This window comes from candidate division WOR-3 bacterium, from assembly GCA_039801365.1.
Lineage (GTDB): Bacteria > Hydrothermota > Tepidihabitantia > Tepidihabitantales > Tepidihabitantaceae > JBDRUN01.
In genome coordinates this window covers 1-17,477 of the sequence record JBDRUN010000005.1, presented here as the reverse complement: position 1 = coordinate 17,477, position 17,477 = coordinate 1, and the positions used below count along the sequence as shown (strand labels likewise).

The 17,477-nt window shown below is 59.1% G+C and carries 14 protein-coding genes and 1 pseudogene; 8 read left to right on the top strand and 7 right to left on the bottom strand.

From position 1 onward, the window contains the following. The first annotated feature begins 92 nt into the window (after window positions 1–92). Window positions 93–1,340 carry a hypothetical protein gene (locus tag ABIL25_01565; GenBank protein ID MEO0080963.1) on the top strand — a complete coding sequence of 416 codons (1,248 nt, stop codon included), beginning with the start codon at window positions 93–95 and terminating at the stop codon, window positions 1,338–1,340. A gap of 161 nt (window positions 1,341–1,501) precedes the next feature. Here ABIL25_01565 and ABIL25_01560 read toward each other — a convergent pair whose 3' ends face one another. The 7 genes and pseudogenes from ABIL25_01560 to ABIL25_01530 all read right to left on the bottom strand — a co-directional run bounded on the left by ABIL25_01560 (window position 1,502) and on the right by ABIL25_01530 (window position 8,837). Continuing rightward, on the bottom strand, window positions 1,502–2,422 hold the full coding sequence (locus tag ABIL25_01560) for a hypothetical protein (GenBank protein MEO0080962.1): 921 nt from the start codon (window positions 2,420–2,422) through the stop codon (window positions 1,502–1,504). 202 nt (window positions 2,423–2,624) lie between these two features. Continuing rightward, on the bottom strand, window positions 2,625–3,788 hold the full coding sequence (locus tag ABIL25_01555; GenBank protein MEO0080961.1) for a hypothetical protein: 1,164 nt from the start codon (window positions 3,786–3,788) through the stop codon (window positions 2,625–2,627). Between the two features lie 409 nt (window positions 3,789–4,197). After that, window positions 4,198–4,605 carry a hypothetical protein gene (locus ABIL25_01550; protein MEO0080960.1) on the bottom strand — a complete coding sequence of 136 codons (408 nt, stop codon included), beginning with the start codon at window positions 4,603–4,605 and terminating at the stop codon, window positions 4,198–4,200. Window positions 4,606–4,915: 310 nt separating this feature from the next. Beyond that, window positions 4,916–5,992: a Dam family site-specific DNA-(adenine-N6)-methyltransferase gene (locus ABIL25_01545; GenBank protein MEO0080959.1), complete on the bottom strand. Its 1,077-nt coding sequence runs from the start codon at window positions 5,990–5,992 to the stop codon at window positions 4,916–4,918. Window positions 5,993–5,996: 4 nt separating this feature from the next. Further along, entirely contained in the window at window positions 5,997–6,986 is a 990-nt protein-coding gene (locus ABIL25_01540; protein ID MEO0080958.1) for a type II restriction endonuclease, read from the bottom strand. Between the two features lie 65 nt (window positions 6,987–7,051). Continuing rightward, window positions 7,052–7,156: pseudogene (locus ABIL25_01535) on the bottom strand (BsuBI/PstI family type II restriction endonuclease). Between the two features lie 196 nt (window positions 7,157–7,352). Continuing rightward, a complete protein-coding gene (locus ABIL25_01530; GenBank protein ID MEO0080957.1) occupies window positions 7,353–8,837 on the bottom strand; it encodes a tetratricopeptide repeat protein in 1,485 nt (494 codons plus the stop codon). Window positions 8,838–9,733: 896 nt separating this feature from the next. On the opposite strand from ABIL25_01530, the gene ABIL25_01525 reads away from it, so the two are divergent. From ABIL25_01525 to ABIL25_01495, 7 genes are all read left to right on the top strand, one after another. Continuing rightward, the gene (locus ABIL25_01525) at window positions 9,734–13,852 is read left to right on the top strand and encodes a hypothetical protein (protein MEO0080956.1); all 4,119 of its coding nucleotides are present in this window, start codon (window positions 9,734–9,736) and stop codon (window positions 13,850–13,852) included. Between the two features lie 90 nt (window positions 13,853–13,942). Next, window positions 13,943–14,581 carry a sigma-70 family RNA polymerase sigma factor gene (locus ABIL25_01520; GenBank protein MEO0080955.1) on the top strand — a complete coding sequence of 213 codons (639 nt, stop codon included), beginning with the start codon at window positions 13,943–13,945 and terminating at the stop codon, window positions 14,579–14,581. 215 nt (window positions 14,582–14,796) lie between these two features. Then, a complete protein-coding gene (locus ABIL25_01515) occupies window positions 14,797–15,156 on the top strand; it encodes a hypothetical protein (GenBank protein MEO0080954.1) in 360 nt (119 codons plus the stop codon). A 996-nt stretch (window positions 15,157–16,152) separates the two neighbouring features. Next, window positions 16,153–16,548: a hypothetical protein gene (locus tag ABIL25_01510; GenBank protein MEO0080953.1), complete on the top strand. Its 396-nt coding sequence runs from the start codon at window positions 16,153–16,155 to the stop codon at window positions 16,546–16,548. Next, on the top strand, window positions 16,545–16,844 hold the full coding sequence (locus tag ABIL25_01505) for a hypothetical protein (protein MEO0080952.1): 300 nt from the start codon (window positions 16,545–16,547) through the stop codon (window positions 16,842–16,844). Before ABIL25_01510 ends, ABIL25_01505 begins: the two co-directional genes overlap by 4 nt. Continuing rightward, on the top strand, window positions 16,828–17,187 hold the full coding sequence (locus ABIL25_01500) for a hypothetical protein (protein ID MEO0080951.1): 360 nt from the start codon (window positions 16,828–16,830) through the stop codon (window positions 17,185–17,187). The genes ABIL25_01505 and ABIL25_01500 overlap by 17 nt, the downstream gene beginning before the upstream one ends. Before the next feature lie 25 nt (window positions 17,188–17,212). After that, window positions 17,213–17,477 (top strand): hypothetical protein (locus ABIL25_01495; GenBank protein MEO0080950.1); only part of this gene is annotated, 265 nt, incomplete at its 3' end.

Below are 17,477 nucleotides of genomic sequence, written 5' to 3'. Positions count from 1 at the left end.
TCTAACTCCGTGCAGCTACAAGAGTCAAGACAGCAGTCCTTGGCCCGTCCGCGGACGTTGACTTTGACCCCGATTACGGCATAGTTGCAGTCATGACCACAAGACGCTCGACAACCAACGAAAGAAACGTGAAAACCGTGACCCGCATCTGCCAACCCTTAGTGCTCGCGACCCTACTCGCATTCACCGGATGCCAGAACCAGAAATTATCCCTACCAGCCAGGGGCGTGCCATTCACTGCCTCGCTCTACGGCTCAACGGTGATACGCCTGACCGACAAGAACATAGACGGCTACTCGGGCCCGGGCATCCAGAACGAATACGCAAGAGCTGATGCGGAAAACTCAAGCGGACGCTATCTCGTACTAAGGAGCAACGACGGCGAATGGTACCTTTACGACCGGGTCGCCCTCGCAACCATCAGCCATCTTGAGAACCTTGGCAGTATCGAAGAACCAGAGCCCCGCTGGGATCCGGCCGATTCCAATGCGTTCTACTACCTGCATGCGACCGAGCTGCGCCGCTACGACATAGCAACGGCAAGCTCAAATCTGGTGCACGACTTCCGCACCGAATACCCTGGCTGCCAAGCCATCACGACCAAGACCGAAGGCGACGCATCCCTTGATCGCCGGTTCTGGTGTTTCATCATTGAAGATTCCCTGGACAACGTCCTGGCCGTGGTCGTCTATGACCGGCAACTCGACTGCATCATTGGATCCAAGACCAGCTTCCCTGAAACATTGAACTGGGTCAGCATGGACATGTCTGGCCGGCACTGCGTCATCGGCTACGAATCAAGACCGGCCCAGATATTCAGCCCGGACTTCAGCACAGCCCTGGACTTGCCGGCCGGAGCCAACGGCCACATGGACCTGGCCCAGACCGCCGACGGTCGGGACGTCATGGTGTACCAAAACAACGCCACGGACTGGATTGCAATGGCCGACCTTGAAACCGGCGCAGAAACGCCTCTGATCGAGATACCATTCAGCACTAACACCGACATCGGCTTACACTTCTCCGGCAACTGCTCTCAAGTACCAGGCTGGGTCCTTGTCTCCACCTACGGTGCGGAAAACCCGCCGGCCGGCCAGACCCACTCCTGGATGGACAACCTTTTATTCATGCTCGAACTCAAAGATAACCCGAGAATCGTCAAGGTGGCCGGTACCCATTGCTACACCGGAAAGCACCCAGTTTCAAACTACTTTGCGGAAGCCTATGCCAGCATCAACCAAGCTGGCACGCGGATTATCTATGGCTCAAACTGGGGCTTGTACAAACCGGACTACACCGACGCCTACGAAGTCCGGCTACCAGACGGCTGGAACCGGTAGGAGTAGGAACAGAACCACATCGCGAAACCAGCCCGCAATCCTCTATCCTGGTTACCTGGACAGACTCAATCCTGCTCGCTGATACTGTCGTGCCCCGCCGCTACTATCCTGCCGGTAATGCCCGCTCGTACTGGCCCCGGCTGAAGACCGAACCGTGTCGCCTAACGATACTCAATAACTTGGTAGCTAACCCTAGTCCGAACGTTGCCAACGTTGCCATTCCAGTTATACCCAAATCCAATTGTAATCTGGGTATCGGTCAGGTTGGCAAGATAGACCTGCGGGTCACAACCCATGTTAGCCGCTCCCGAAGTAATCCAGGCCGCCCTGAGCAGAACCACACTCTTCGTAGGGTCCACCGGCGACGACAGATTAGCGGTAACCGTGGAAGACATGTCACCATCAACCGTGCCTCGGACAACCTTACTGATGCCTGCACCGGCTGTCAGCTCTGCTGCATGAAACCCGTCGAGCTTGTCGGCATTGAAGTTTGTGACCAACGTGCCTGTCCCGGCCAGTTTCGTATCGCTGATGCCGGCCGAAGCCGACACATCCGCGTCAACGATCGTTCCGGCGGCAAGCTGGGGCGCAGGATAAGTTCCAGCAAGGTCTCCGCCGGCCGGCGTACCGGAGCGAACGTAACTGGCCGCTGGCACGCTGCCGAGATTCGCGGCATCGTCGGCTCCGAACGCGTACGGCACACTCACCAGCCGCACCCGCGGACTAATGACCTGGCCCTGGACCACCACCTCTAGCCAGCACTCCGGACCCGCAGGCAAGCTGGCAATCGGATTGGCGCTACCCAGAATGACGTTGAACAACCCGTCAGCTACCGTCACACCAGCCTGCCCCTCCTCCCACACCGGCGTCCCGCCAACCCTCTCGGCATAAAACCGGAATACCATGTCTCTGGTACCACTAACCGGTTTACCGGCCTCATCGGTCAGCCGGCCCTGATAGTTAATCGCCCGGGGAATCGAGACCGTCCCATCAAGTGACAAGCTTGTCGGCTCGGCCGGTGCAAATCCAAAGAACAGCGCGACCAACACAAGACAGACCGCACGCAGCAAAAAACGCGTCATACACGCCTCCGTGGAACTTGTAGATTCATATCGTGGCCGGAACACCGTGGCCACGGCCGCAATGCTAGCCTGACTGCCCGTCCTGTCAAGCCTGCGGCCTGCCGTCTTGGAGAAGGTTCGGACGCTGTCATACCTGTTCCCGAACACGAGAGCAGCTTCTCCTCTGGATATTCTTCTCAGCTATTGCACGCAGCCAAAACGGTCAGTTCTGAACCAGAACCTTGTGCGTCTGCGTCCCGCACGCCCCGCCGCTCAGCCGGACAAAATAGATTCCGGCTGGGATGCCGCGGACATTGTTCTCGCCTTGAGCGAGGCGCAGTACTGTTCGGCCGGACGCATCGAGCAGTTCGCCGGCGGCCTGAGTGATTCTCAGCGTACCCCTGACCACCGCGGGCAGAGAAAACGGCCGGGCGGACGAAGACGGCAGATACGGTTCGGCCACCGCGGCGCCCGAGGTATACCAGACATCGCGCTGGCTTCGGCCGGAGTAGACCCAGACCCGATTGTTCAGGACCACGGCGACGTGTCCGTCTCTCGCCACCCAGGGCGCAGCGGGCTCAATCCTTGTCCAGTCTGTGCCATTGGATGTACGCCACACGTCCTTGCAGTGGCCGGCAGACTGGGAATACCCGCCCACAAGCCAGATGTGGTTGTCGAATACAACTGCGCGACTGCTCCAGCGGTGGGGCCAGGGTGCAGAGTCGGTTGCTTTCACCCAGTTGTAGTCGGCATCGCAGTACCATACGTCGCCCAGGTTTCTGTCATCGGCCAGGCCACCAATGACCCAGAGTTTGCCGTCGTACACGACTGAGGCGTGACGGTGTCGGCCGCGCCAAGGTGTAGGCGTGGTTACTTTGGTCCAGGCGATTCCGTCATCGCTATGCCAGATTTCGTCAAGATATACGTTCCGTGCGTCGAAGCCGCCTATGATGTGAAGCCGGTTGTTGAACACCACAGTAGAAAACCCGGAACGCGCACTCCAGGCCGGAGAGGAGGTTGCCAGTTGCCAGTCTGAGCCGTTCGTAGAGTACCAGATGTCCTGACGGGCGGTATTGGCCCAGCCGCCGATTACCCAGAGGCGATCGTTGTAAACCTCACAGCCGAACTCCTGGCGACCGGGCCATATGGAGTCTGCGACCTTGGTCCAAGTCGCGCCGTCTGCGGAGCGCCATACATCAGCAAGATGGTTCACGCCCGAGACCCCGCCCAAGAGCCACAACTCGCCTTTGAACACGGCTCCGCCGACATTGGTACGGGCACTCCAGGGTGCTGTTTCAATTGCTCTGGTCCAGGCGAGCTGAGCCGGGCAGAGGCTGGCGACGATTGCAAATACCGCGCAGACGAATAGTAGACGCTTCTTGCTCACAATGCTCTCCTTGGGGACTGAAGTTATTCTACACTGCCGGTTTGACCAGTCAAAGTCCAGCGCTCCATGGCGCCGGACTTTCGCAGACTGCAGGGGTCCGGTGGAACAGACCGGAAACTCCGGGTAGATACTAATGAAAAGTCCCGTTTCCCGAGTGAAGGTCTACTCAGTCGCGTGATAGTAGAACCTTCAAGCCAAAGAAAGGAGACAGGCAATCCTACACGTAGGACTGGACATGCACAGGGAAATTCCGGGGACATAAAACAATCCTAGTCCACTCCGGGCCGGGCGGGTGTACATGTCGCCCCGCTGCCATTCTTCACGCTCAACTCTTACTCCGAATCCGCCCGCGTGTCAAGCGGAGGCCGAGTCCCACATCGTGTCTCCGAGTCTCCCGCGACTCGTCGTTTCACCTGTCGCCCACTAGTGAAATCAGAGGCGCAGCCACGACCGCAATGGCAAAGAGGAAGAGCAGGATGAGCAGCAGTTCGCCAAGCCTGAAAACCAGCCATCCTGGCAGCCTGGAGCCGCGGAAAGTCATGTCGAGTTCCTCATCCCGGTCAAGACTCGCGCTTGCCAAGGTCGCCTTCAGCGTCTGTCCGGCAGGGATGAAGGTAGTAAGTGGAACCCTTGCCTTCCTGTGGCCGGAGGCGGTCGAATAGATGCTCGCCCTGCCCATGAATGAGCGTGCCAGGAATCCGAACCTGATGACGGCATCAACTGCGAAGTTGCTCACCGCGAGCCCGATGGGGTGCATGAACGCCACAGTGAAGTCCGACACTCCGAAGTACTCCTGCACGATGTCTTGCACGATCACTCGTACTTCAAGCTCCTACGGCCCTCCGTGAGAGGCTAGAGGTACAGGGATGCCAAGTACGGTAACCGGTCTGTAGGTGTAGTAGGGAACTGGCAGTAGAATGTCCGGCGCGTCTTGTACCGGTTGCAGGTGCCGCACGGCGTAGGTCAGACAGACCATCCGCACCGGGGTGGCAACCAGAGTAATGTGGCATTCGCAGGGACCAAGGGGACTGGCTTGTCGGCGTACTACGAACGGTTCGGTGCCGGGCTTCCCAACGACTACCATCTCCGGTTCTCCGGGACTGCCGACTCCAGGACCGCCGTGGTCGCTACCCACGTTTTCTGCTCCTTGTTCGGCGGCGGGCGTATGCCGGTCGGTCGCGCACAATGGCGAGCTCGGGTTCGGCGGCAAGCGCGGGACGAGCGGTTCGGGCTCTATCGCGCAGGGCGAAGCCGAGTTGCGCGGGATTCAGCAATACAGCGACCCGGCGCCCGGTGGCGGGCGTAGCTTTGCGCAGGACAGGTTGTGATTCTGAGTCTGCCTGCCAGCCTGGTTTGATGGCCAGGACTTCGGTCATCTGGTTGCGCAGGTTCTCGGTCGGGCCGACGTGGTAGAAGTGGCTGAATTCGCGCCATACGTAGTCGGCCCACGACGCTGCTAGATGCCCGTTCTCCCGGTAGCGGTTTTCCTTCCACATGGACAGCGCCACGCCGCAGGGAAGGTCGTGCGCCACTCTGGCCAGAGCCTGTGCGTCTTCCTCGGTCCACTGGTTGTAGTAGTCTGTATGGCGACCAATGTAAGGCGGGTCGAGGTACACGAAGTCCTCTGGACTTGCCTGCTTCAGCGTGGTCCTCCAGTCCTGCGTCCTAAAGACCCAGTCCCGGCCTGCCATCGCGCTGGCAGCTTTCGCCACTTGGTTCGCAATCTTCGTGACGTATGCCTTACTGAACCGGGCCGGCTTGTGCCCGAACGGTACGTTGAAGTCCCCTCTGCTGTTGAAGCGCATGACGCCGTTGAAACAGGAACGATTGAGGAACAGGAGCCGGAGCGAGCCGCCTTCTTCGTTGAACTGACGCCGGACAGCATAGTAGTAATCGCCGCCGTGTTTCGCCAGTTCCGCTCCGGCCTGGGTCAGGTAGTCGCGTACGGCCTTGGGGGTGACCGCTCCGGTCTGAATGTCCTGATACAGCCTGATGATGTGGGCGTTGGTGTCAGAGGCAAGGCAGCGTTCGGGCAGGAGGTTGAACAGCACCACCCCGGAACCCAGAAACGGCTCAATCCATCTGCCCACGCCGTCCCAGACGATGCTTCGGGCAATGAAGTCCACGAGTTTGGTCTTTATGCCCTGGCATTTGACCGGCGGAGCCCAGACGCGCGGCAGTGACTTGGGCAGGAGTCCCTTCATTCGGTCAGCTCTTCTTGTACTCGAAGTAGGTCTTGAGGTTGTGGTACGGCGGTTTCTTCAGCTCCGCGGCCCGGGCCATATCCCTGGCCAGGTAGTAGGTCCAGTAGTCGTCGAAGAGTTTGTCGCCCTTCGGATATTTGGTGAACGGTCCGGTTCCGTTCTTGAGTTCGGCCACCGATGTAGTTGAGCCGATGTTCTTGGTGTTGCCGCTGCCCGGCCGGTCGGTCGCGACACGCCATTTCTCCTGCAGGAAGAAGTCGAAGTCGCGCACGACCGAGGGTATCCGCTTCAGCGCGCTCAGACGGTACTTCTTTCGTTCGTCAATCAGCACCGACTCGACCGCGCGGCGCACCGCAGGGAACTTGCGTTCAGGGATGTGCAGGACGCGCGCGAGCCGGCCGAACGTTTCCTCGCTTGGGCCGGAGACGAACCTCATCAGCGCAGAGTGCGCACTGCCGGACAGTGTGTAACCCAGTTCTTCCAGGCGTAGACCGGCGTTATGGGCGTCGGCTCTGGTATAGATAACACCCAGAACGAAGTGCCGCGCGTACGAACCGTAAGGAAAGGTCACGTTCTTGGCCGATTGGCGGTTGCGGAAGTAACCGGTGAACGCACCCAAGGTCATGCCGTTGACCCGGTCCGGCCCGATGCGATAGGTACTCTTCAGGTCCAGTGCCAGGCGGGTCTTGCTCTTGCGGTGTACGAACGAGATGTCCGGGTAGTGATTCTGATGTGCACTCAGAACCATGTCATATCCGTGTTCATGGCAGAACCGGACGATGACCGGAAAGACCATTAGTTCGATGACCTTGGAGACTACCTTGGTGTCCAAGCTGATGGTGTAGATGTTGCGGTATACGTCAATGAAGCCTTTGACCGTCCAGGTGTGCTCACGCGTCTCGACGACACGGAAGAAGTCGGCAAAGTAACGCTCCAACAGTGGCTTGAAATCTCCCTCAGCTCTGGCCACAGAATTGCCGGGGACTCTGCTCACGTCTTGCGCTCCCTGTCCGGCAGCAGGCAGGCGGCTGGCTTGCTTCTGTGCTGTGGCATCGTTAGTCAGTACAGCCCGAGGAAGCGTTCGCCGTTGAAGTGGATTAGGTGGCTGGGCGATTCGGCCACCCAGACTTCGGTCTCCCAGGTAATGTCGGCGAGGTGTTTCCGACCCCGCGCATTCTTGACTTTCTCCACGCGGCGATTCTCGCAGAAATCAGGGCTGAAGTCAAGGCAGAGAACTGGTGGTCAAGTGGTCAAGCGGCCCAGTGGGCCAGACTGTAACCCGGGGACAGAAAGCCAGACCTGGTTTCTGGAGCTTTACCATCGCAGCCGCAGAGGGCTTACACGTGCGTAACCGAGCGAGCTACTTTCCCTCTGGCTTTTCGCCTTTCTGCAGCAGATGACTTGGCCTGTTGACCTCGGCCAGAAGCTGCCTCAGGTCAGCAAGGTCTTCGGGCCTGCCGACGTTGAAGGCAATCTGCATTGCCTGTTCCAGTAATTCCCGGGCCTTTTCGTAGTCGCAGCTGAGGATGTAGAGTCTTGCACGGAGCTCGAGCGCTTTCCATAGCTGTTCGTCCAAACCTGCGTCTTGCGCTGCCCGAAACGCCCTTTCGGCGTATTGGGCAGCCTCTTTGATGCGACCCATCTGGACCAGGGTCTGAGCGGTCTTGCGCAGGGTCCAGGGCAGGCGTGTCCGATAGTCGCTCTGTTCGCACGCGGCCAGAGCCTGTTGAAACAGGCTCAAGGCCCGGTCAAGCTTGCCGTCCAGACGTTCCGCCTCTCCCAGGCTGCCGAGCAGCCGACCCACTGCCTTCTGGTCGTCGGCCCGGCGCGCGGCCGCCAACGCCTCGTCGAGGTAGACCCTGGCGTCTCCGACCTTGCCCTCGGCATAGCAGATAATGGCCAAGAGCCACTGGGTCCATGACCGGTCGGCAAGGGTCCCGACCGCATTCTGGATAGTCAGGCCCTTCTCGCAGTACTTCCGGGCGTTGACCAGGTCACGCTTCTGGTAGTAGGTGTAACCCAAATCGGCCAAGGAACGGCCCTCGCCCAGCTTGTCACCGGTCTTACGGTCGGTCTCCAAGGCGCTGCGCAGGCACGCGAGTGCCTCGTCCAAATTACGTGTTGTTCCCTTCTGAACCAAGACCAGCGCTTTTCGTCGCATGGCCGAGCCCTCGATGCGGCCGACCAACCGGTTACGGTCAAGACTCTGGTCAATATGCTCCACTGCCAGGCTCCACTGGCCCTGCTTGACGAAGACTTCTGCGATGTTGAGTAGTGCCCAGGCTTGCCCGCGCAGATTCTCCAGACGGACAAACATCCGGTATGCGTTCGTCAGGTTGTCCAGGGCCATCTGCGACTGGCCCCGGCGTCGGTGCACCAGACCGAGCCCGCCGTACGCCCAGGCCTCGGTGAGCCAGTAGCCATAGGTCTTGCTTATGGTCAGCGCTTTGCCGTGTTCCTGCTCGGCGACGAGTAAGTTGCCGTTGTGGCGAAAGACATTGCCCATGTAGTGATGTGACCACGCGCACAACTGCTCGCTTCCGGCTGCCTCTGCTGCCCGGAGCGCTTCCTGGTGGTGGGCCCGGGCAAGGTCAAATCGGCCGGTAGTCTGGCACAGGTAGCCAATGGAATTCGCGATGGTCGAGATCGCCTGAGGGCAATTCTCGGCCTGGGCATAGAAAAGGGCTTCGGCCAGGACCCGGCTCGCTTCCGCTATCCGGCCGGTGGTTTCATGGCACACGGCCAGAAGCGAGAGTATTGAAACCATGGCAAGGTTGTCCGCAACTGTCAGGGAAACCGCCTCATTCAGCTCCTTCGTTGCATCCTGCCACCGGTATCTCAGCATTGCTTTCACTGCCCTTTCTGTATGCTGGCGGACACTGCGGCGAAGACACAGCCCGTCGTGATAGAAGATAGGCATTCCCAGGCGGTTTCCGAGCATGCTGGCAATAGACTCAAGTCCGCGGCCTAGCTGTCTGGGAGTGGTGCGTATGATACTCGAGGTTCTCACATTTTCTAGATACGAAGATCACTCGCAGGCGTAACACCGAAACAGCCACAGAGGTGCAAGGACGTCGCTTTCGCAAAGATGTTTCCAGCCGCTGCACAACCAAGATGCCTCGTTTCACCCGGAATGACATCCGTTTCATGTGTTTGGCGATTTGGTGGCCTCTTGTGTCCGTATCTGCGTTCATCCACCGTTTCACCCGCGGTTGAGCAGTGTTTCGGGAAGTGCGGTCAAGAGTACTTGGAAGAGTCCGACGAAAAGTGCGTCGGGAAGTCAAATGACAAGTCCTTCGACCAGTTCGGCCAGAAGTCCGGCCGCCAGTCAGGCGGCAAGTCCAGCTGCGAGTCAAGCGGCCGGTTCGGCGACCAGTTCTGCGGTCAGTTCGGTCAAGAGTCCTTCGGCCGGTTCGGTCGAAGGTCAGCGGAAGAGTCGAGTGGCGAGTCAGGTCGAAAGTCGTCTCAGAACTTGCTTGGTCTGTATTTCGGCAAGTACTTCGGAGACTGCCCCGGGTATGGACTAGTCCCCAGGGGATGGGCTGCCCATCCGGCTGCCCAGCCCCCTGCCTGCCCCGCTGCCCTCCCCGCAGCCTGCCCCGGAGCCGGACCCGGGGTCCCCTGCCCGGCTGCCTAGTCCCATGCTCACCCGGCTGCCCGCCCCCAGAATGAACCGCCAAGGATGCCAAGAGTGCCAATGAACAAGCCAAAGTTGTTGACAGGCATGGTGTTGCTTCTATAATGCCCCGTTTTCTGAACGGAGGCGAAACCGTGAAGGAGCAGAGTATATCCGGACAACCAAATCCTGAGCCGCTCCGCAGCCGGGCCGCGGATGCATCCATCTTCATCGGCATGACCTCGATGCCACTGGGCAAGGAACCTGAGTTCCTCGACAAGATGATGAAGTTCTTCGACAACTACCGCAACCGCGCTGCGGAAGTCATACAATCTGCCGACAAATTCAGCGAGAAGTTCTACAGACCTGTCGCCTACGTGCTGCTAGGTTCATTTGACCTGGCAATTCTGGCGTTGACGGACGACTTCGAGTTCGGAGTCCAGACTTTCAATCCATTTGACCCAATGTGGCCGGATGGGGCGCTCTGTGATACCGAGGGGCCCAAAAACGGGAAGCAGATAAAGGAATTGCACGACGCGCCGCTAGTGGATTTCGACCACCGTGTCCTTCTGGGCCCGGGTTTTCGTGGCAAGAAAGACATGCTCACGCTCGCACAAGAGACATTCCTAGGCGAGAAACGACCGTGTGCAGCCGGCACCGAGGATGGTTTCGTGCCAAGACAGCCGCTCATTGGCATCTGCCAGGTTGAGGTCAATACCAGCTTTCTGGTGGGCGGCGGAGCAGACTACCTCCGCGCGCTGAGCAAGGCCATCAACTCGGAATTTGCAAATTGGAAAACTAGCAAGGAAGACAGCTCCAGCCAACTGATAATCACAGGCAGCTATACCTGGCACGAGCTGACTCTGCTCGTGTTCTCCAATTCGTTCCGGCGTATCATTGATTTCATTGCCCGTGTGCGCCGGATGCAGTTGATTGACCTTGGAGTCGCTCTTTGCCGCACGTGGAAGGACCAAAAGGGCAGCTCTAAGTGCTACGCAGATGAGTGGACTGCACTCCTGGAGCATGGCAACGTGTATGGACTTCACGACGCGGCCAGACAAGGACAGGTGCCTGTGGCCCGGCTGCGAGACTGGTTCGAGAACCCTGAGATGGCGAAGCCGTACCAAGGCGCTGCACTCAGCGACGCTATGAAGAGCTTCCTGCTAAGTCCTGATGGCAAGGACAGTACCAAGTTGAGTGCGTGCCGTGGAGTCCCGCCGTTCGGCACGCACATATTCTTCAACACGACAACGAATGTCGGATTCTGGGCCGGATTCCTCAAGAAAGCACTGACCGATGAAAAGATTACCCAGGCGTTGGCCCAGCCTGACGAGACGTGTTCCTCCATCGCTGAGACGGCCATTCAAGAAGTCGTTGCCTCGTGCAGCGACCTAGTCCTGGACAAGAATGACGGCAACGACGGCAAGAAAGAGGGGCTTTTCCTGGTCCGGCGCTGGAGCGCCAAGGCCGGACACAAGGCCAGCGCCGCAGCCGGCGTGTGCGGAAAGAACAAGGTGGAACGACTTGTCGTAGCCACCGGCCGGGCTGATTTCTTCTATCCGTGCGAACCGCCCGACGGAACAGAACATCTGACATTCGAAGCACGTAGCTCGTGGGACATAGTGGCGGTCACAATTGAAGACTTTGTCAATCTCCGCCGCTGGAGCAAGCAGGTTGGACAGCCACAATGCCTTGGGTGGTGCGGACAGAAAGGCGAGCAATCGGCTGGCGCCCTAGCCGCGAACTCTACGGTTGCGATGGCATGGAAACCGGCAAATGATGAGGAGACAATCCCCCTTGGACACTGCAGCGCAGACGACATCCGCAAGGAGTTCGCCTGCGGGTTCTACGTCATCAACACCGTCTACCGCCAGCTCAAGGAGTTACGCGTGCCCAAGGTTGTAATGGAGCGGGTGCTGAACGCGATCGCCTTGTACAACGACGGCATTCTCGACAACTTCCTGTTCAGTTGTTTTCTTGAACTTCGGCCCTACCTAACACGTATCATTGACTTCATCCGCGATCAGGCGGACAAGCACAGACAGGGAAAGCTTGAGGACCTCGCCGGCACCGTAGCCAAACTCAATGAGATGGTCAGCAGCTTTGACACCGGTTGGCGCAACCGGTTCCACGGAGGGTGGAGACTTGGTGAGATTTCCGACTTCAACCTTGAGTTCAAGGGGGGAGTACAGCAGCTTGTGTCCGCCATCCATGCCGCGTACCTGCGCCTGAGCTGGTGCTTTACTCACGACACGAGGGTTCTTGCTACGGTCACGGGCGACCCCAAAATCACCGTGCAACATGGCGTACTGCACATGAGCTTCTTTGACATCTTCAAGCCCGAGTTTTTCGCAGCGAGGGTGGGACATGAATCGTCCGAGGCTCTTCTCGCCAAGCCCGATGACGACCTACCCATCACTCCTCCCGACGGCTGGCTCCGCTCCCGGAGATTTGTCCAGCAGCTGGCATGGGTCTCTCCTCAGAATCGGCCACAGATGAAGGTAAGCACTGCGGCCAACCTGCGCGACCGGCTGGCAAAGCTCGATTGGGCAATCGGCAACAGGCAAGCCGCCGGACCTGATTCGCTCAACGAACTGACCGAGGCGGTGGCCGGGATACTGGAAGAGCAACGCTCGATGCAAGAGGCGTACAAACAACTTGATGGCTTCCTGTTCGTCTTAGCGAGGCCGCAGGGCCAGTCTGTTGACAATTTCCGGGCGGCGACGCGGTTAGAAAAGCAGAATTTTCTTCATGGCTTCTTCTGTGAGGGTCGGAGGCTTATCGGCCAAGCCCCGGTGGATAAGGCACTCTGGGATGCACTCAAACATTTGCTCGCCAAGTTCCTGTCGCCTGAAGCGCTGCTGGCCAGCCTTGACCAGGGAGACCACGTCGCCGAGGAGCTCATCACCACAGCACTCAGCAGCGGCCTGACTGTGCGGAATGGCAGGAATGCCACAAGTGAGACTGCCCGACAAGCTGAACAGCTTGCACTGAACCTCAAGAAGTACCGGAAAGTTGAAGCCTGCAAGCAGGACCTGACCGGGCTGGAGCGTGCCCTCAATGAGGCGGCTGAGTTTGTCCGTAAGTACTTGCTGAGACCTCCCTCTGCGGCCGGGGCGCTTCCCAGGCCGCTACGAGCGGAATGTCTGAAGGTGCCTCTACTGGAGAGCTTCCTCAACGAAGGCAAGCTGATGCTGTTCGACCAGGTCTTCGCCGACATCTGTAACTTCCAGACAGTATACGGCGGAGACAAGGACGGCGGCGAACTGTTCAGCTATTGGATGCTGGCTAGCTTTGTGGTCGAACCGGACGTCTGGGAGACACCGACCCAGGCAGGTGCTGATGTGTTCCGCAACATGCTTATCAGGATGTTCCTGGTCTTGGGCGCGGCCCCATCTGCGAAGCAGGACGAGACGGTCTGGACCCACGCCGAGCAAACGGTCAGGAAATACTGGAAGCAGCTTCTGGAGCTGGGCTTTGTCACCAAGGAAGAACTACAGAAGGCCGGCCTTGGAGACGAGGACCCGATTGGCCAGGCTCGCGTGGAAGCTCAGGGGCTGCGTCGAGGGACACTCGCGTGGTGGTTTGACCATGCGTACGTTCTGGCCACCGAGCCGCTCGGCTTGGCCAACTGCTGGAAAGACAGGCAGGACTTCGAGACGTTTCTGCACAACGGACACAGGGAGTATGCGCTTGACGCAATCCCCGGGCCGAATGACAGCGAATGGGCGCGTGCTGATTTGGACCGCTGGTTTAAGGATGCTAAGGATGTCCTGAGAAAGGGCGAAGCCTGGGTTGCCGGCCGGATGCGGCCGATGCTTCGGGAATTCGCCCTGTCCGATTGGAGAAAGAACGAGAAGTCGCCCTACCCCTACGAACTTGACCGCTGGTTCGACCTCTGTGAAACCGTTGCCGTTCTTCGGGCCTATCTTTCGCTCCTGAAAGAAGAGTCCGAGAAAGACGCCGGCCCAATCCACCTGGCTAAACGCGAGCCGGACGGCAGTTTGGGTAAGTACAAAATCGAGACTCACGCCCGTCTGCTCTTTGACCAGCGTGGCGGCACCGTGACCTTCGACCCGGAGTTCAGGCGCAAGTACTTCATGTGGCGCTGCGCCCTGATTATGTCGCTGTACGACATATCCGAGAAGGCGAAGCTCATCTACTGCTGCGAGAAGCCAAGACTGCTGCCCGAGGAGCAGGCCGAACCTGCCGCACCGGCAGGAGCCGCGGCCGAGGAGCCCTAGTCCTGGCTTGCGTCCCACGGTCTTGTTACCGTACCAAACGCAGTTGCGTATCTTCGTCCGAGCAGTAAACTCTACCCAGGACACAGCCAGATGCCTCAGATAGACGGCGAGCAACTCAAAGCAGCGCTGGTTCAGGCACAGGAGTCGTTGGAGGGGATTCGTACCTTAACTGAGGCTTTCATCCGCCACCGCATCCGGGAGTATCGGCAGGGCGAGTCCATCGAGGAAGATGACATCACCGAGAAGGTATTCCAGCAGTTGGCCCGGGCGCTCTGTTCTTATGATAAGGATAGAGCCGCCAATCCGTTCGCCTGGTTCATGACCGTTGTTGACCACCGTATCATTGACTACTGCCGGCAGCACAAGATACCAATTGCGTCGCTCGATGAACCAAGGCAGAGCCGTGACCAGGACAAGGAAGAGCGGGAACCATCAGAGCCTGCCGATACGGTGTCACCGACGCCTAGTTCTATGCACCGACAGATGGAGGCGCACGAAGTCCTGATTGAGGCAATGTCGAGGCTTTCTTCGCCTGCCAGGCGGGAAATGCTTCTGATAGTCACGCTTTTCCCAGAGCTGTCGTACGAGGAAATTGTGAAGATAACCCATCACGTCAGCGTGGACGCGGCCAAGGAGTGCAAGTCCCGGACAATGAAGGAGATGCGAAAGCACCTTGCCGACATGGGATATGACCCGGCAATGTTCGGCGCGCTACTGCGTGGAGAGTAGCCGTTCACAACGCCAGGCGCTGTATTGCTTCTCGTCTTCGCGGTCGTATCTAGTGTTACTTGTCCACCCCGCCTTCGTATCTAGGACATGAGTGAGCGTGAGCGAGTGGTATGGTAAGGCTGTCTACCGCACGGCTAACCCATCGGCTGCGTGGTTGTTATTTCCTGGGCAGCTTCATGCTACTTCCTAGTCGCCAACGATGAAAGGAGAATGTGGTGTACGAGCAAAGCCAAGTGACCTCAGCCAGCGACTTCTGCATATCTAAGCTGGTCGAGGCAATTAGGGCAGCACGAGAGCAGGAAAAGGAACTCCCGGTCGAGTTCGACGATGGTGCGTTGCTTCTCAGTTGGGCCCAAGAAAACGGCATAGCGCCCGAAGACCAAGAGAGTTTCGTCAAAGAAGCGCGGGCGATGTTTGAGACCGAAGTCGTGGTCCGCGGCCTGGTTGAGTCCGTGAGGTTCACCGAGAAGAAACGTAGCACAAAGACCGTATCGAGCGAAGATGTCGCCTACCGGCACCCTGACTCGCTGTTCAGCCCGGTCTATACGCTGATCGAACGCCAGCGGCGTAAGTAGCCCGACTGCTCTCGGCAGTCCAAGACAAGGCCCGGACACACTCCGGAGAATTCGACCGACCGGAGGTGCCGTGGGCAGTGACACTGTCGCCTGGCCAGACGGCAGAAGGCAGTCCTTTGAGCCCGATCTAGTGCTGAGGGACACTTGACGGACGGCCGATTGCCGTCCCTGCCCAAGGCCTGACGACCCCAAGGCTCCGCGTCACGGTTTCGCCTCCGCTCTCGCGGAGCCTTTGTTTCGGGCTGAAGTGCGCAGAAACGGAACCACGGACAAACACGGATGAACACAGCTGTTCCGAGGAGCCGAATGTAAAGGGGCGGATGCAAGGAGGACAACGCCTTTCGTGTCACTTCTCCGGCCTCTTGACGTATCTAGGGCTGTGATGCAGCCTCCTGTCCTAGTCACAACCAGACGGTCCGGGCTGAGGCGCGTCTCCGCCCGGACGAACGAAAGGAGCGCCGCACAACGTCACTTTTCTGCCGATGCTTCGTATCTAGTCTCCGCGAGCAGTGAAATGGCGTCTTACCTGCTTCACCATATTTTCGTTCGGGACCGCAGTCCGCCGCTGACGGCCCCTGACTTCCCTTACAACTCGTGCCCTGCCAGGCAACGCGGCCGGCTCTCTTCGCCACATTCTCGAGCCTTCTTTTCGCGCACAAGATTGCCTGGTCCGGTCGGACCGGCCCCGCAGGGGGCCGGCCTGGCAATCAGGTGGCCTGCTTGGCACACGACCCACGGGAGAGAAAGCGCCAGTTTGTCAACCTGTGAAGAAGTAATTCCGCAGTTCCAGGCGAGTCACGCTCTAGGGCCGAACTCTACCCGTGGTCTGAGTTACCCTTGACACATCTCGCCGTATCTTTGAGTGCAATCGGATGTTCTATGACAATTTGGAGTGTCTTTCCGGCAGCAGCGCGAACAGCCCGGCGCGAACCAGCGAGAGAGACAGAGAGATAGTTTCTAACCGCCTGCCAAGCGGCGGGCAGAAAGGAGAAGGCTATGAAGCCACAATCGCTTGACCGTGAGTTTGCTGAAGTGCTGGACCGTATGCGCCACGGCAAGAAACCACTGTCGGTTCACGGACTCAGCCGGCTGCAAAGCGAACGGGCACTGCGCGACATCGCCGACCCATTGCTTGAAGGCGCCGGCCTGAGGCCGGCGATACTGAACGAATACCGCTGGTTCGTACAGGAGCTTGCCCGGCTGTTTCGGAGCCTGGAGGGTAACGACCTGGCCTTCTACGTCGAGGCCTGCCTGCGCAAGTGGCAGTCACTGGGCTTGGAGACAAGAACAATGCAGTTGCTCGTGACCATGCTGTTCGAGCGTCTCGCACCTCAGGCCCGCAGGCGTACCGCGAAGAATGCTTCGACCAAGAAGCACCGAGGTGCCGGATGAAACCCCGAGTCGGTCAGACGAACGGAAGCCGGCGCTACGCGCCCGATGTCCCGGCCATTGTCCGGGCCTGCGGTGCGCCTGAGCACCAGGTTCCAAGCTACGTTGCTTTCGGCCAGGAGCTGCTCTGCGCGATGAGGCGGCCCCCGGTCCCGGACTTCACCCGGCGCGCCAAGCGCATCGTCGTGAAGTGGCATAACCGCGGACTATCCGGCCTGCTCCTGCGTCGGATTGGCTTCGAGATAATCGAACGCCGGTTCGGCCGGGTAAGAGAGGTAAAGGATGGCTGCCAGTATTGAGCGGATATGCCAGAAGTACGAACGGGCCTTGAAGCAGGGCCGAATGGCCCTGCGCCGGGACCAGGACGCCGAGGACCAGGTCGAGCAGTTCCGCCAGGCTCTGCAGCGCAACCGGTGCCTTGAGTCCCGGGTGCGCCAAGTGCTGAACGAAACCGGCGTGATGCTGTGTGAACGGGTGACTTACCTGAACTTCGGCCTGCGGGTTGCGAAATTGACCCGAAGGTACGAGGGCGAGACCCTGCGAAACGAGCTGCGCCATGCCTTGGAGCACTCGGAGTACTTGGGAGCCCGGCGAGCAGTGCTCTTGGACATCTGCCGGAAGGTATTCGAGATTGAGCTTTGAGCATCCGGCTCTTTGACAACTTGGAGTGCACCACGGCAGAGATGGCAGCAGAATCTGTCGTAGCGACGGCCGGCCCGTGCGGCCGGGCCGGCCATTGCCGCAGAAAGAAGGTGAAAACGACATGCCACCGATTGACCCAACCAAGCGCATCGCCAAGTGGAATGCGAAGTACAACCTCGACCGCGTCACCGGAACCCTCACCGACCTGCGGCCATCGATGTACGCCAGCGTCCAGGCGGTGTTTCCCTTGATAACAGCCATGGAGCTGCAGGTGAAACAGGTTCTGGACC

Excerpts from the sequence above, each read along its gene's own strand:
- ABIL25_01565 (MEO0080963.1), top strand. The coding sequence starts at position 93 with ATGACCACAAGACGCTCGACAACCAACGAAAGAAACGTGAAAACCGTG.
- ABIL25_01560 (MEO0080962.1), bottom strand. The coding sequence starts at position 2,422 with ATGACGCGTTTTTTGCTGCGTGCGGTCTGTCTTGTGTTGGTCGCGCTG.
- ABIL25_01545 (MEO0080959.1), bottom strand. The coding sequence starts at position 5,992 with ATGAAGGGACTCCTGCCCAAGTCACTGCCGCGCGTCTGGGCTCCGCCG.
- ABIL25_01530 (MEO0080957.1), bottom strand. The coding sequence starts at position 8,837 with ATGCTGAGATACCGGTGGCAGGATGCAACGAAGGAGCTGAATGAGGCG.
- ABIL25_01525 (MEO0080956.1), top strand. The coding sequence starts at position 9,734 with ATGCCCCGTTTTCTGAACGGAGGCGAAACCGTGAAGGAGCAGAGTATA.
- ABIL25_01520 (MEO0080955.1), top strand. The coding sequence starts at position 13,943 with ATGCCTCAGATAGACGGCGAGCAACTCAAAGCAGCGCTGGTTCAGGCA.
- ABIL25_01510 (MEO0080953.1), top strand. The coding sequence starts at position 16,153 with ATGAAGCCACAATCGCTTGACCGTGAGTTTGCTGAAGTGCTGGACCGT.
- ABIL25_01505 (MEO0080952.1), top strand. The coding sequence starts at position 16,545 with ATGAAACCCCGAGTCGGTCAGACGAACGGAAGCCGGCGCTACGCGCCC.
- ABIL25_01500 (MEO0080951.1), top strand. The coding sequence starts at position 16,828 with ATGGCTGCCAGTATTGAGCGGATATGCCAGAAGTACGAACGGGCCTTG.